This is a genomic window from Herbiconiux liukaitaii (genome assembly GCF_041927495.1).
In the GTDB taxonomy this organism is placed as follows: domain Bacteria; phylum Actinomycetota; class Actinomycetes; order Actinomycetales; family Microbacteriaceae; genus Herbiconiux; species Herbiconiux liukaitaii.
The window spans coordinates 694291-709413 of record NZ_JBHFHG010000004.1; the positions used below are offsets into that span (position 1 = coordinate 694291).

7 protein-coding genes and 3 tRNA genes are annotated in these 15123 nt (G+C 70.8%); 7 read left to right on the forward strand and 3 right to left on the reverse strand.

The features are described 5' to 3' along the window. Positions 1-49 precede the first annotated feature (49 nt). Complete coding sequence (locus ACEXQC_RS10930; RefSeq protein ID WP_374821664.1) at positions 50-7801, forward strand: DUF5979 domain-containing protein; 7752 nt, start codon at positions 50-52, stop codon at positions 7799-7801. Positions 7802-7928: 127 nt separating this feature from the next. Here the strand turns inward: ACEXQC_RS10930 and ACEXQC_RS10935 are convergent, their stop codons facing one another. Beyond that, positions 7929-8618 (reverse strand): NUDIX domain-containing protein, encoded by a 690-nt coding sequence (locus tag ACEXQC_RS10935; RefSeq protein ID WP_374821666.1) that lies wholly within the window; start codon positions 8616-8618, stop codon positions 7929-7931. A gap of 2 nt (positions 8619-8620) precedes the next feature. Next, positions 8621-9109, reverse strand: coding sequence for a YajQ family cyclic di-GMP-binding protein (locus ACEXQC_RS10940; RefSeq protein ID WP_374821668.1), 489 nt, complete (start codon positions 9107-9109; stop codon positions 8621-8623). A 53-nt stretch (positions 9110-9162) separates the two neighbouring features. Here ACEXQC_RS10940 and ACEXQC_RS10945 point away from each other — a divergent pair, with 53 nt between their 5' ends. The 4 genes from ACEXQC_RS10945 to ACEXQC_RS10960 all read left to right on the forward strand — a co-directional run bounded on the left by ACEXQC_RS10945 (position 9163) and on the right by ACEXQC_RS10960 (position 12832). After that, the gene (locus ACEXQC_RS10945) at positions 9163-9957 is read left to right on the forward strand and encodes a lytic transglycosylase domain-containing protein (RefSeq protein ID WP_374821670.1); all 795 of its coding nucleotides are present in this window, start codon (positions 9163-9165) and stop codon (positions 9955-9957) included. Between the two features lie 94 nt (positions 9958-10051). After that, positions 10052-10136, forward strand: a tRNA-Tyr gene (locus ACEXQC_RS10950). 16 nt (positions 10137-10152) lie between these two features. Then, on the forward strand, positions 10153-11037 hold the full coding sequence (locus ACEXQC_RS10955) for an inositol monophosphatase family protein (protein ID WP_374821672.1): 885 nt from the start codon (positions 10153-10155) through the stop codon (positions 11035-11037). A gap of 253 nt (positions 11038-11290) precedes the next feature. Beyond that, entirely contained in the window at positions 11291-12832 is a 1542-nt protein-coding gene (locus ACEXQC_RS10960; protein WP_374821674.1) for a peptidoglycan DD-metalloendopeptidase family protein, read from the forward strand. Positions 12833-12986: 154 nt separating this feature from the next. On the opposite strand, the gene ACEXQC_RS10965 is transcribed toward ACEXQC_RS10960, so the two are convergent. Beyond that, positions 12987-14771, reverse strand: coding sequence for a glycoside hydrolase family 13 protein (locus ACEXQC_RS10965; protein ID WP_374821677.1), 1785 nt, complete (start codon positions 14769-14771; stop codon positions 12987-12989). A 142-nt stretch (positions 14772-14913) separates the two neighbouring features. Here ACEXQC_RS10965 and ACEXQC_RS10970 point away from each other — a divergent pair. Both ACEXQC_RS10970 and ACEXQC_RS10975 read left to right on the forward strand, forming a co-directional pair. After that, positions 14914-14985, forward strand: a tRNA-Thr gene (locus ACEXQC_RS10970). 45 nt (positions 14986-15030) lie between these two features. Beyond that, positions 15031-15104, forward strand: a tRNA-Met gene (locus ACEXQC_RS10975). The last annotated feature ends 19 nt before the right edge of the window (positions 15105-15123 follow it).

Sequence of the window (15123 nt, forward strand, 5' to 3'; positions counted from 1 at the left end):
AGATCGGCCCGATCGCCCCGGAGCACCGTTGCTCTAAGGGGATCCGATCGTGAAGTCACACTCCAGCCTGCCCACCGGCCGTCGAGACACAGGCCGTCAAGGCCGAAGCCGGCACCACCGAACCGCGGGGGCCGGCAAGCGCTGGTACCAGCGCCTCGGCCTCGTCGCCTCGACGCTCACGATCGCCCTGCTCGGCGCCACGCTCGTGGTGACGCCCGCCACGTCGGCCTCGGCAGCCAACCCGAGCTACCTCGAGATCGCCAAGACGGTGAACGGCGAAGACGCCATCACGATCGCCCCCGGGGACGAGTTCACCTACACGGTCTCGGTGAGCTGCAGCGACGAGGACTGCACCGATGCGGTGCTCACCGATCCGCTGCCCGCCGCGTTCGGCCTGCCCGGCCAGGGCTTCCAGATCCTCGGCACCGACACGGTGCCCGCCGGCATCGCCGACATCACCTTCGAGGGCTGCAGCACCACGGTGACCGAGGGCTGCACGCTCACGGCGACCTACACGCAGGATCTCGGCAACGGCACGGTCGGCATCCCCCTGGGCGAGTCGGTCGACGTGCAGGTGACCCTCAAGGCCCCGCAGAACCTCCCCGCGAGCTGGCCCTCCAACGGCATCGCCGTGCCCAACACCGCCACGGTCGACGCCCCCAACGCCATGAACGGCCCGGTGAGCGACTCCGCCGACGTCACCGTCGCCATCCCGGTGAGCGTCGCCACCGACGTCACCAAGACCTGGCAGCCCGCGTCGCAGCAGTTCGCTCCCGGAGCGGAGTCTGCCGTCACCGTCACCTCGCAGAACACCTCCAACGTGGCCGCCACGAGCCTCGTGCTGCAGGATCCGAGCTCCGCCACCGCCGGCGCCACCTCGCTCGGCGCCGACAACCCCTTCCTCGTCACCGACTTCGCGGGCTTCGGCGCTGTCTCGCTCCCCGCCGGCGCCACGACCGTGCAGGTCGACGCCTACGTGCTCACCGGAGGCACCTACCAGTGGGTGCCCGGTTCGCCGAGGGCCCCGGGTGACATCGCCCTGCCCGACGGCGTGGCCGCGGGCGACGTGACCGGTCTGCGGTTCACCTTCGCGGGCGACGGCGCCTCGCTCACCCCGGGCGGATCCGCCGGCAGCGTCGTGCTCGAGCTCGAGCAGCGCGCCACGAACCGCGGCACCGGTGCGAGCCTCGTGGGCGGCGCCCAGGTGACCAACACGGTCATCGGATCCGTGAACGTGCCCGACCAGCAGCCCGCGTTCGACAACGCTGCAGCTCCGTACTCCATCGCCAACCTCACCGTGGCCGTCGAGGCGCTCAAGACCATCTCCCCCTCCCGCGTTCCCGCGGGCGTCACCGCGAGCGCCGTGATCACGGGCAAGAACAGCTCCAACGGGGCACTCAGCGTCTTCACGCTCGACGACCTCGACTTCTTCACCGCCGACGTGCTCTTCGCGGGCTTCCAGGCACCGGTCGGCTACCCCACCGGCGCCACCGGAGCAACGATCACGTGGCACTTCGCCACCGCGGCCCCCTCCACCGTGCCGTTCGCGGCCGGCGACACCCCGACCGCGCCCACCCCGGGCGCCGGCGACCACCTCACGGGCTTCTCGATCGCCTACACGGGTGCCACCGCCCCGAACGCGCAGGTGAGCGTGCAGTTCGGCATCACCCCCGGCACGGGCCTCGTGCTCGACCCCGCCACCTCCGAGACCCTCACCAACACCCTCGAGGTCTCGGGCACCAACACCGTCGGCACGGCGAGCGACACGGCCGACGCACCCCTCGAGGTGTTCTACCCCGACATCGCACTCACGATCGACAAGACCATCCAGCCCTCCGGCGCCGTGTCGCCTGGCGCGACCGTCGTGGTGCAGCTGCCCACCTCCACCTCCACCGACTCCGCGTTCGTGAACCCCGACAGGATCGTGGTGGAGGACCTCTACCGCGACGGCGTCGCCGACGACTTCTGGAACGCCTTCCAGCCGATCGCGATCGCCCCCACCCAGGTGCTCGCGGGCTCCACCCTCACGATCGAGTACACCCTCGACGGCAGCGCGTGGCAGACCTTCGAGACCGTCGGCCCCTCCGCCAGCACCGAGGTCTACTCCGGCACCCTGCCGACCGCCGACGTGGCCGACATCGTGGGCCTCCGCTTCACCTTCGAGAACCCCGACGGCTTCCCCCAGGGCACCACGGTGAGCCCCAACGCCATCTTCCAGGCGCTCCCCACCACGCGTTCCGGCGGCACCCCCACCTCGGTGCCCAACGCGGGCCCCACCGCCTACACCGACATCGCCACAGCCCAGGGCGAGGGTACCGTCGCCGGTGGCACCGTGCCCGTCGTGAGCGACGTGGTGCAGGATGACGCGGTCGCACAGATCCAGAGCGAGACGGGCGCGGGCACGCTCCTGGGCTCCAAGGCCTGGCGCACCACCGACTTCACCGCCGACCTCGACCTCCTCAGCTCGCAGTCCTCCGAGCGCGCGGGCACCCGCCTCGGCTGGGGCGTCACCTCCACGGGCTACAGCGAGGTCACGGTCTCCGACCCCGCCTCGGGCTTCGCCTCGCCGCAGAGCACGGTCTTCCAGGCCTTCGACCTGAAGTCCATCCCGGCCATCACCTACGCGATCGATCCGCTGCTGCGCTGGGACACCGTGCAGGACGTCGAGTTCTACTACGACGGCCAGTGGAACCCCGCCACCAGCACCCCCGCGGGCGGCTGGATGACCGGCAACGGCTTCTCGGGCTACACCCTCACCGGCACCGAGTCGCAGAAGGCCACCGGCGTGCGCTTCGTGGTCGTGCCGAACGACGATGCGCGTGCCGCCAGCGCGAACCCGCTCACCCCGCCCGTGGGCTCCGGAGTCGCCACGAGCGCCTTCAACAGCCCGCGCGAGTTCCGTCTCGTGTGGGAGCTGCGCTCCAAGCTCCGGGTCGAGACCACCAACCCCTCCTACCCCTGGGTCACGGCCACGCAGTCGTTCAACGACGCCGCGGCCGGCACGATCGTCAACACCGTGGCCGTCTCCGGTATCCAGAACGGCACCCCCGTCGGCCCGCGCACCGGCAGCGACACCATCGCGCTCATCAACCAGCCGCCGGGCGTCGACATCACCAAGTCCACGCAGAAGACCGAGATCGTGGTGCCGAACCGCGGTGACGTGCCGGCCACCGGCTACCCCACGAACGACTTCACGCTGTCGGTCAAGAACACGTCGTCGTCGAAGGCCTCGTACCTGCGGGTCTCCGATCCGATGCCGTGCGTGAACGTCAACGACTGCGCGAGCGCGGCCGACGCCTGGGCGGCGAACCCCTACGCGACTGCCGCCTACGAGCCGGCGACCAACCCGTTCGAGCGCTTCACGCTCACCGGGCTCGAGTTCACGGTCAACACCACCCAGATCGACCCGGCCGCCTCGGTGGTGCAGCTCTGGGAGCGCGCCTCGAACGGCACGCTGACCACCCGCACCACCACGGTGGCCGCGGCGGGGTCGCTCACCGACCTGCAGAACGTGGTGGGTGTGAGCGTGACCTACCAGGGCACCGACCCGGCCGTGAACGGCGGATCGATCGTCTCGGGCACCGAGGCCAAGCTCGTGCTGAAGACGCAGCTGCGCGAGACGCTCCGCAGCGACAGCACCGTGGCCGTCTCCCCGTTCACCGTGGAGAACCACGCCTTCGCGCAGACCTACGACCCCATCCTCTACCCGATCGGCACCCCCGGCGCCGTCAACTACGACAGCGACCACAAGGCGGTCACCCTCCTCCAGGGCCGGCTCGACGTGACCGCGTCGAAGGTCTTCAGCCCCGACACCCTGCTCGAGAAGGATCGCGACACCCTCGTCACGGCCACCCTGCAGGCCACGCAGGGCTCGTCCACGGTGCCGACCCACGAGGTCACGATTACCGACACCGATGCCGACTTCTGGAACCAGTACGCCCTCACGGGCCTGGCTGCTGGCGACGTGACGCTGCCGACCGGCGCCAACCGCGTGCGGGTCGACGTGCAGCTCGGCGGCTCGGCCGACTGGATCACGGGCACGGCCGCGGCCACCGCCGCACTGCCGACCCTGCCCGCAGGCACCACGGTCGCCGACGTCACGGGCATCCGCTTCGTCTTCGACCGCGTGGTCGACGGCGTGCCCGCGCTGCTCTCGAACACCGCGATCCCGGCGAACTACACCGCCACGGCACGGCTGAAGGTGCAGCTGCTCGACGTCGCCAGGAACGGCGACCCGATCCTCTTCCCGAGCTCGGTCGACAACACGGTGCAGACCAACTCGCACCGGCTGGAGGATCCGTCGGTCTACCCGGATGCGAACGCCGAGAGCACCGACACCATCGCACTGCTGCCCGGCGTGCACTCGCTCGACGTCTCGAAGACGCCGTTCAACAACGTGCACACCGTCACGCCGCTCACCCCGAACGAGTGGACGCTCACCTTCCGCAACTCGGGAACCGGCTTCCTCACCATCACCGACCTCGTGGACACGCTCCCCGAGAAGCTGAACTGGGACGGCGAGGCCCCCGTGTTCGCCACGAGCACGGGAGGCACCCTCTCCACCGACGTGGCCGTCGTCTACGACGCCGCCACCAAGAGGCTCACGCTCACCTGGCCCGAGGGCGGGCAGCGCATGAAGCCCGAGGAGATCTTCACCGTGAAGCTCGGCATCGTGCTCGACGTGGGCCTCACGAGCGGTCAGCGCGCCACCAACCAGATCGTCGTGTCGACGGGGCAGACCCTGCAGGCCTGCACCAACACCTCCGGCAACGGCCAAGGCACCCTCGCGGGCGTCGACGCCACCCAGTGCGGCACCACGAACTACGTGGGCCCGCAGCCGGGCAGCGCCATCATCTCGACCAAGTCGGTCAAGGGCGATGTCGTGGAGCCGACGGTCTCCGGTGCGATCAACTCGGTCGACCCGGCCCAGCCGTGCCTCGCCGACGCCGAGGGCTACTACCGCTCGCCGTGCGCCGCGAACACCGTGGTGGGCGGCACCGACAGCTGGAAGCTCGCGCCCGTCAACAACGGCACGATCGCCGTGACCTCGCTCACCGTCGTCGACGCGCTGCCCTTCGCGGGTGACCGGCGTCTGGCCACGGGTGTGACCCGCGGATCGACGTTCAAGCCCGTGCTCGCCGTCGACTCCATCTCGGTCTCGGCTCCGGCGGGGTCGACGAGCACCGTGGAGGTCACCACGGCCGCCGCGGTCTGCGTGGGCACCGACACCGCGTCGGCCTGGCCGACCGATCCGACCTGCTCCACGCATCCGGTGGCCTCGCAGTGGGTGGCCGCCGACGCCTTCGACGGTGACCCCGCCGACATCACGGGACTGCGTGTGGTGCTGGACTTCGCCTCCGCCGTGAACGGCGTGCTGCCGCCCGGCGGTGCCGTGACCGTGCGCTACGACACCGTCAACCAGCCTGCGACCTCTGCGGATGCGGGACTGGCCCCGGTCGAGGTGCCCGTGGGTGACGAGTTCGCCTGGAACCAGATCGGCATTGTCGCGCAGTTCGTGACGGGTGCGCCGAAGAGCGCGGCCTCGAACTACGCGGGGGTCACGCTGCACGGCGGACCGATCGAGGTCACGAAGGCGGTCACGGGCGACGGGGCGCAGTTCGCTCCCGAGTCGTTCGAGGCCACCGTGGCCTGCACCGTGGCCGGTGCCGACGTGCAGTTCGAGTCGGATCAGCTCACTCTCGTTGCCGACAACGACTACACGGCCCGCATCGACGGCATCCCGCTCGGCGCCGACTGCTCGGTGGTGGAGAACGGTGACGACGGATCGTACGGCGAGTCCACGCGCTCGGTGACGCCCTCGTCGGTCAGCATCTCGACCTCCGCTGAGGTGACCGCGCCGGTGCCCGCGGCTCAGACCGTCGCGATCGTGAACGACTACGCGCTCGCCTCGCTGACGGTCTCCAAGACGGTCTCGACGCTCGCCACGGTCGGGAGCTTCGGCCCGTTCGACTACACGGTCGACTGCCTCACGGCGGGCGGCGATCCCGTTCCGCTGCCTGCGGGCGACGCGGCGTTCAGTCTCGCCGCGGGCGAGTCGCGCACCATCGCGGGTATCCCGGTGCTCGCCGAGTGCACGGTGACCGAGGCGGGCACCGATCACGCGCTGGATGCGGGCAACTCCGTCACCACGGTCGTGAACGCCGGTGAGCCCACCTCGGGCACGGTCGCCACGGTGCCTGTCGGGGCCGAGGGCGCATCCGTCGACTACACCAACACCTACGCCGCCGGCACGCTCACCGTGTGGAAGGGACTCGACGGAGACGGTGCGGGTGACGGCAGCGGATCGCCCTCTCCCGAGGACGGCTACGGCCAGGGCCCCTTCACCATCCAGGTGGTCTGCACCTACGACGGGCAGGAGCTCTTCGACGACTCCTTCGAGATCGTGGGCGGCGAGTCGCACCTCGTGGAGCCGGTCTTCCCGATCGGCACCCTCTGCTCGGTCGAGGAGACCGTCGATGGCGGGGCGACCTCCACGAGCGGCGAGACGTCGGTGCTCATCGTGGGGCCGGCGGACGACACGCAGACCGTCGGCAGCGTGCAGGTCGACGTGGTCAACACGTTCGGTGTCGGCAGCGTCGAGGTCGTCAAGACCGTCGAGGGCGCTGGTGCCGAGACCTACGGGGCCGGGCCGTTCACCGCGGTCGTCACGTGCACCTGGGTGAAGGACGGCGAGACGCTCACGCTCCCGCTGCCGGGCGGCGGTGTGGTGGAGCTCTCCTCGGAGAACGGCTACCGGGCCACCGTGACGGGGCTCATCGCCGGAGCGGAGTGCTCAATTGTGGAGACCGTCGCGGGCGGCGCCACGTCGACCACGTACGCACCGGATGGGGGCACGGATGCTGATGGTGTGGATGCTGGCGGCACCGTGGTGGTGCCCGACGGCGATCCGGTCGAGGCCGGCATCACCAACACGTTCGACACGGGCTCGCTCGAGATCGTGAAGGAGCGTGTGGGCACCGGGGTCGAGCAGTTCGGCGACGGACCCTTCACCGTGCAGGTCGTCTGCACCTGGACGAAGGACGGTGTGGTGCTGCCCATCGCGCTCGACGACGACGGGGTGATCGTGCTCTCCGCGGAGAACGACTACCGCGCCACCGTCGAGGGCCTCATCGTGGGCGCCGAGTGCGTGGTGACCGAGACGGATCGGGGGCTTGCGACCGACTCGTCGATCTCTCCGGAGGACGGCATCACGATCGTGGCCTCGGACGACTCGGGCGACGCGGCCGGCCCCGCCACCGTGACGGTCACCAACACCTTCGACGTGGGGCAGCTGCAGCTCTCGAAGACGGTGGACAAGAAGGCGGCAGTGGTGGGCGACACCCTCGTCTACACGATCACGCTCGAGAACGTGGGCGAGATCGACGCGACCGACATCACGGTCACCGATGTGCTGCCCGCGGCGCTCACGGTCGTCTCGACCGATCCGCCGGCCACCACGGCCACGGCGGGCGAGCTCACGTGGCTCGTGGAGTCGCTTCCCGTGGGGGCGTCGCGCACCTTCGTCATCACGGCCACGGTGACCGCGGCGGGAACGGTCGCCAACCTGGCCACCGTCACCAACCCGACGGGGCCGTGGGGTGAGGTGAGCCACGAGGGCGACACCGCGCCGAACGGCGACTCGCAGGCCGTCACCGACGTGACCGTGCCCGTGCTGCCCGGCACGCCGGGGCTCGCGAGCACGGGCTCCGGACTGGCCATCGGCCTCGCCGGGGGAGCAGGAGTGCTGGCCCTGGGGCTCGCGCTCGTGCTGGTCATGCGGCGGCGCCAGACGGCGGGCTGATCCGGCCGCATCCGGCCGGGGTCCTCGGATCCCGGCCCCCTCGACTGCGGGCCCGGCCCGGCGAATCCCCACCGCCGGCCGGGCCCGCTTCACGCCGTGCGCACGGGTCCCGCGAGAAAACGGCTCGTCAGCGGGCGAAGGGGCCGCGGAGGGCCGCCCACTGCAGCAGCATGATGGTCTTCGCGTCGATGATGTCCACGCCGATGCGAGCAAGTGCGTCGTCGATGTCCAGCTCGACGAGCTCGATGTCCTCGCCCTCGTCCGCGAGCCCGCCCCCCGCATCCGCCCGGTCGCCCGCCTCGTAGGGGGCGGCGTAGAAGTAGAGCTTCTCGGTGACGGATCCGGGGCTCATGTAGGCCTCGAACACGGGCTCGACCTCGCCGATCGCGTAGCCGGTCTCCTCGCGAGCCTCGCGGCGGATGGCGGTCTCGGCGTCGTCCTCGTCGAGCAGCCCAGCGGGCGCCTCGAGCAGCTCGCCGGTCGGGTGCCCGTTGACGTAGGCGGGGAAGCGGAACTGGCGGATGAGCAGCACCGTGCGCCGCTCGGCGTCGTACAGCAGGATGGTGGCCCCGTTGCCGCGATCGTAGGTCTCCCGATCCTCGGTCGACCAGTGGCCGTCTCGGTGCTGGAAGCGGATGCGCGTGGTGCGCGTGACGTACCAGTTCGAGCTCAGCAGCGTCACGTCCTCGACCAGCACGCGGGGGTTGCCCGTGAGGTCGCGGCCCGTGAGGTGCAGGCCCGTGCGACCGCGCCGGTCGGGGACGTCGACGCCGGGGGTGCCGGTCGGGACGCTCTCGCTGTGGTCGTTCACACCCACGCTCAGCGGAAGTTGATGAACTGGAGGGCCACGTCGAGATCCGCGCCCTTCAGCAGCGCCATGGTGGCCTGCAGGTCGTCGCGGCTCTTCGACGAGACACGCAGCTCGTCGCCCTGGATCTGCGACTTGACGCCCTTGGGGCCCTCGTCGCGGATGAGCTTGTTGATCTTCTTCGCGTCGTCCTGGGCGATGCCCTCCTTCATGGAGGCCTCGAGGCGGTACTCCTTGCCGCTCGCGTAGGGCTCGCCGGCGTCGAGCGACCGCAGCGAGATGCCGCGCTTGATGAGCTTCGACTCGAACACCTCGAGGATTGCCTTCACACGCTCCTCGGAGTTCGCCTTCATCATCACCTTCTCGCCGCTCCACTCGATCGAGGCGCCGATGTTCTTGAAGTCGTAGCGCTGAGCCACTTCCTTCTGCGCCTGGTTGAGGGCGTTGTCCGCCTCCATCTTGTCGACCTTGCTGACCACGTCAAACGATGAATCTGCCATGGCCGCCACTTTACGCGGTCGGGACTGTCAGGGGCGTCTGGTTGAGTGGGGGCATGCTCTTCGCCACGTCGTCCCGGCTCGGTCTCGCCGTGGGGGCGGTGGCTGCTGCGGCGCTGCTCGTGAGCGGATGCACGGGCGGCGGCATCGGCGGCGCAGGCGGCGGCACAGGCGGCGACGGGGGGCCGGATGCCACCTACGCCGTGTTCGCCGAGACGCAGGCCGCCGAGGGCGCAGGCAGCTACGCCGACGGCACGCCCACCTCCGAGCTCGCCGATCCGGGGTGGCTCGACACGGTCGCCGAAGCGACCGGCATCCCGCGCCGCGCCCTGCAGGGCTACGCGGGCGCCGCTCTCGTGAGCCAGGAGGTGCGCCCCGACTGCCACCTGGGCTGGAACACGCTCGCCGGCATCGGCTGGGTCGAGTCGCACCACGGCACGATCTTCGGCGGCGAGATCCAGGAGAACGGCGTCACGAGCGACCTCATCATCGGTGTTCCGCTCGACGGCGTGGGCTTCCAGGAGATCCCCGACTCGGATGCGGGGGCGGTCGACGGCGACACCGAGTGGGACCGCGCGGTGGGGCCCATGCAGTTCGTGCCCACCACGTGGGCGGCGTGGGCCACCGAGGCCAACGGCGACGGCGTGCCCGACATCCACAACATCGACGACTCGTCGCTCTCGGCGGCCGAGTACCTCTGCTACTCGGGCGGCGACCTCGGCACAGAGGAGGGGTGGCGCGCGGCGATCACGGGGTACAACGAGTCGCCCGCCTACCTCACCGAGGTGCTCGACTACGCCGACCGCTATGCAGCGGAAGCCGCCGAGGCCACGGGCTCCGAGGCCGGCTGAGCCTCTCCGCCGTCGCGATTTCGCGCCGGGGCCTCCCGCGGGTATCCTTGGTCAGCGCCTTCGGTTGTGTGATGAACTCGGTCGGGTGCGCCCTGGCGAGTTACCCAAGCGGCCAAAGGGATCTGACTGTAAATCAGACTGCTCAGCATTCGGGGGTTCGAATCCCTCACTCGCCACCACATCTACGGAGAAGTCATGCCCGGAGCATCGTCCTCGTCCACCTCCTCATCCTCTCCTTCTTCTCCCGCGCCGGTCGAGCTGCTCGAGATCGCCCGCTCCATCGGGGTGGAGGCCGGTGAGCTCATCGCCCGCCGCCGGTCAGAGGGCGTGAGCGTGGCGGCGTCGAAGTCGGCGCCCGAAGACGTGGTGACCTTCGCCGATCGCGAGAGCGAGGACTTCATCCGCGCCCGCCTGGCCGAGCTGCGCCCGCACGATGGATTCCTCGGCGAGGAGTCGGCCGGATCCGTGACCTCGGGCACCTCGGGCATCGTCTGGGTCGTCGACCCGATCGACGGCACCGTCAACTACCTCTACGACATCCCCGCCTACGCCGTGAGCATCGCCGCCGTCGCCGTCACTCCCGGTGAGCCGGTGGATGCCGCCCACTGGCAGGCGCTGGCCGGTGTCGTGGTCAACCCCGTGCTCGGCGAGGTCTTCGCCGCGAGCGCCGGTGGGGGAGCGTTCCTCGGCGAGCGACGCCTGCAGGTGAACACGGGAGTCGAGCTCTCGCAGGCGCTCGTGGGAACGGGCTTCGCCTACAGCGCGGAGCTGCGGGTGAAGCAGGGTGAGTTCATCCGCGGGCTCGTGGGGATCGTGCGCGACATCCGGCGCGCCGGATCGGCGGCACTCGACCTGTGCTCGGTGGCGGCGGGGCGTCTCGACGCCTACGCCGAGCGCGGCCTCAACCCGTGGGACCACGCCGCCGGTGCGCTCATCGCCCGCGAGGCGGGGGCCGTGGTGGGCGGGTTCGATGGTGCTGCCGAGAGCACGGTCATGACGTTCGCCGCCGCGCCCGACCTGGCCGCCGAGCTCGGGCCGCTGCTGTTCGACCTGCACCGCGACGCCGGTCTGCCGCTCTGATCCGAGCCCTGTGCGGGAGGAGCCGCCCGCACGGTGGTAATCCACAGGATGGGCGGATAGCCTTGACCAGTTCCCGAGATCTCGCACACCCGAGACGCCGCACGACGATCAACCGGAGATACTTTTTCACGTGGCACGCCCGACTTCACGCCAGGATGACGACGCATCCAAACGCGAGGCCCCCGGTTCGACGACGCATCAGTCCTCTTCCTCCTTGCCTTCCCGCCGCAGCCTTCGGTCGACCCCGAACGCCGTGAGTGCTCCGGGTGAGGCATCCGTTGCCGCCGGGAACACCCGCGCTGTTCAGGATGCGCTTGCTGCCGCCCCGACCGCCGCTGCCGAAGCCGAGGCCGCCGCGAAGGCCGAGCGTGCCGCCACCGCGAGCCGCCGCCGTCGTGACCTGCGCGTAGCAGCCCCCCTCGACGAGAAGCCCACCACGGATGCCGCCGACGACGAGGCCGCGAAAGCGCGCGTCAAGGCCTCGGCCCGCCGCGCAGCCCGTCTGGCCGCCGCGAGCACGGTGACCGCCCCCCGCCCCCACGCCCAGCCCCAGGTTGCCGACAAGCCGGCCGCCGACAAGCCGGCCGCCGAGAAGCCGGCCGTCGAGAAGCCGGCGATCCACGTCGAGGGCACGCCCGTCACCGGCAACGCCACCGACGCCGCGACCGCCGCTGAGCGCCGCCGCGCCGGCCGCCGTGCCGCCGAGGCGTTCTCCGACGCGATCGAGCGCCCGGCCGGTGGCCGCCGCGCGGTCGTTCCGGTCCCCACCACCGTCGTCCCGCTCGAGCCCGCCACCCCGCAGCCCACCGCTGCACCGGCCAAGTCCGCGCCCGCCGCCGACACCTCCGTTGCGGCCCAGGCTGCGCCCGCGAAGGCTGCGCCTGCCGCCGCTGTCGTCTCCAAGGCGCCCGCCTCCAAGCCGCTCAGCCGGCGGTCGCTCCGCACCGCCACTCCCGCCGTGCCGGCGCCCGAGGCGAGTGTCGAGGGTCGCAAGGCGGCCGGATCGGCCGTTCCCCCCACCTCCGGTGCCGCATCCACCGCCCCCGCGTCGGGCCGTCGCGGCAAGCGCGCGGGCGGAGTCGCCAAGGGCACCTTCAGCGTCATCGCCATGCTCTTCGCCGCCGGCATCGCCGTGGCCACCACCATGCCGGCCACCGCAGTGCACTCCGCCTCCGGCGCCTCCTCCACCGTCTCCGAGACGGTGCTCGCCGACGTCGCGCCCCTCGAGGCCCAGCAGCTCACCACGACCGCCGGTGCCGCCAGCACCATCGCGCGCGACGGCTACGACGTCTCCGACCCGCGCCTGCTGCAGGCGGCGCTCCGCGCGAGCGGCATCCGCGTGGCCGACACCTTCACGAACAACCCCCTCGGCTCGGTGCAGTGGCCGTTCCCGGTCGGCGTGCCGATCTCGAGCGACTTCGGTCCGCGCGAGTCGCCCGGCGGCATCGGCAGCACCAACCACCAGGGTGTCGACTTCACCCCGGGCGAGGGCACGGTCATCCAGTCGATCGCCGACGGTGTCGTGAGCAAGGTCGTCTCCTCCGACAACGGCGGTCTCGGCGTGCACGTGATCGTCGACCACGTGATCGACGGTCAGGCCGTCTCGAGCGTCTACGGCCATATGCTCACCGGCTCGATCGACGTGAGCGAGGGCCAGGTCATCAAGGTCGCGCAGGCGCTCGGCAAGGTCGGCAACACGGGAACCTCCACGGGCGCGCACCTGCACCTCGAGATCCGCCTCGACGGCACCACCGCGTTCGACCCCTACGCCTGGCTCCAGGCCAACGCCCGCTAACCCCACCACGCCCGCCCGCTAGGCGCCGCCTGCGTCGTCCCGCCCGGCCACGGGCCCCGCGGACGAACACGAACGTCGCCGCAACCGAGCCCTCTATCGGGGTGGTTGCGACGACGTTCGTCTTTGTCCGCGCGAGCAGTTCGCCCGCGGCGGCTCAGGCCAGCCAGACCGCCGTGTCGGCGGGCAGCGCGGCCTCGTGGATCTCCTCCGAGGCGAGCAGCAGCTCACCCACCGGCAGCTCCACCGGCGCGGTGCCGAGGTTCGCGATGACCGTCACGCCGTTGTTGCGCAGCGCCATCACGTCGTCTCCGTACCCGGGCAGCCACTCCAGCGACCCCGTGCCGAGCGCGAACCGCGCCCGGAGCGCGAGCGCGAGCTTGTACAGCTCGAGCGTGGATCCGGCCACACCCTCCTGCGAGGAGCGCGTGTAGCCGTCCCAGTCGCGCGGCTGCGGCAGCCAGCTCGCGGTCGACCCCTCGGGGCCGAAGCCGTAGGTGGGCGAACCCGGCTCCCACGGGATGGGCACGCGGCATCCGTCGCGCCCGTAGCGCTCGCCGTTCGTGCGGAACCAGGTCGGATCCTGCCGCGCCTCATCCGGGAGCGTCACGTCCTCGGGCAGCCCGAGCTCCTCGCCCTGGTAGACGTAGGCGCTGCCGGGCAGCGCGAGCATGAGGGCGGTGGCGGCGCGGCCGCGGCGCAGCCCGAACGCGGTGTCGGGGATGCCGGTCGACTTCGGTCCGATGCCGTGACCCTGCGGGTTGCCGGCGCCGAGCGCGAGACGCGTGGCATGGCGCACGACGTCGTGGTTCGAGAGCACCCACGTGGAGGGCGCACCCACGGAGCCGAAGGCCGCGATGGAGGTGTCGATGACCCGGCGGAGCTCTGGCGCCGACCAGGTGGCCTCGAGGTAGGTGAAGTTGAACGCCTGGTGCATCTCGTCGGGCCGCACCCAGCGGGCGAGCTTCGTGAGCGGCTCCACCCAGGCCTCGGCGCACAGCACGCGGTCGCCCTCGTACTCGGCGAGCACGGAGTGCCAGGCGCGGTAGATCTCGTGCACGCCGTCCTGCGCCCAGTAGGGAGGGGTGGCCGGGTCATCCGCGGCCTGGCCGTCGATGCCGGGCTCGAGGCCCACCGTGTTGCCCGGGCCACCGGGAGGCACCGTGCCGCCGCCCATGCTGCCCGCGTCGGCGGGAGGTGTGTAGTCGGGCAGGCCCTCCTGCTTGATGAGGCCGTGCGCCACGTCGACGCGGAAGCCGTCGACCCCGCGGTCGAGCCAGAACCTCAGGATGTCGTGGAAGCGCTCGCGCACCCACGGGTTCTGCCAGTTGAGGTCGGGCTGCGACTTGTCGAAGATGTGCAGGTACCACTGGCCTGGCGTGCCGTCGGGGTTGGTGGTGCGCTCCCACATGGGGCCGCCGAACACGCTCTCCCAGTTGTTGGGCATCTCGTCGCCGTTCGGGCCCTTGCCGTCGCGGAACATGTAGCGGTCGCGCTCCGGGCTGCCCTCGGGGGCGGCGAGGGCCTCTTTGAACCACTCGTGCTCCCACGAGGTGTGGTTCGGCACGAGGTCGACGATGACCTTGAGGCCGAGCTCGTGGGCGCGGGCGAGGAGGAGGTCGAAGTCGGCGAGGGTGCCGAAGATCGGATCGACGTCGCAGTAGTCGGCCACGTCGTAGCCGGCGTCGTGCTGGGGGGAGGTCATGAAGGGCGAGAGCCACACGGCGTCGACGCCGAGCTCGGCGAGCGAGGTGAGGCGAGAGGTGATGCCGGGGAGGTCGCCGATGCCGTCTCCGTCGGAGTCGGAGAAGGAGCGCGGGTAGATCTGGTAGATGACGGCGGATCGCCACCATTCACCGCCGGTTCCGACGAGCGTGGTGGTGGTCTCGATGCCGGTCTCGGCCTCGGGAAGACCCGAATCGGGGGAGGTCTCGATAGTCATGCCGAGAACTCTAACGGGAGCAGGTGCGCGGCTGGAACCGTTTGCACACAGGTGGCTTTCGTGCCTGCGGGGCACGCGGCGGGAGAGCCCTCCGCGGGATGCTATTCTCTACTGGTGCCAAAAGCCGCTTGCGGCTGTGCGCGCCCCCTTAGCTCATTGGTAGAGCACTTCCTTGGTAAGGAAGAGGTAGTGGGTCCGATTCCCACAGGGGGCTCCGGCTTCCGGCCGCGGCCCGTTCGGGTCGTGCGGCAGGAGTCATGGCGGGGTAGCTCAGTTGGTTAGAGCACACGGCTCATAATCGTGGGGTCGCGGGTTCAAGTCCCGCTCCCGCTACGAAAACCCCCAAGATCTC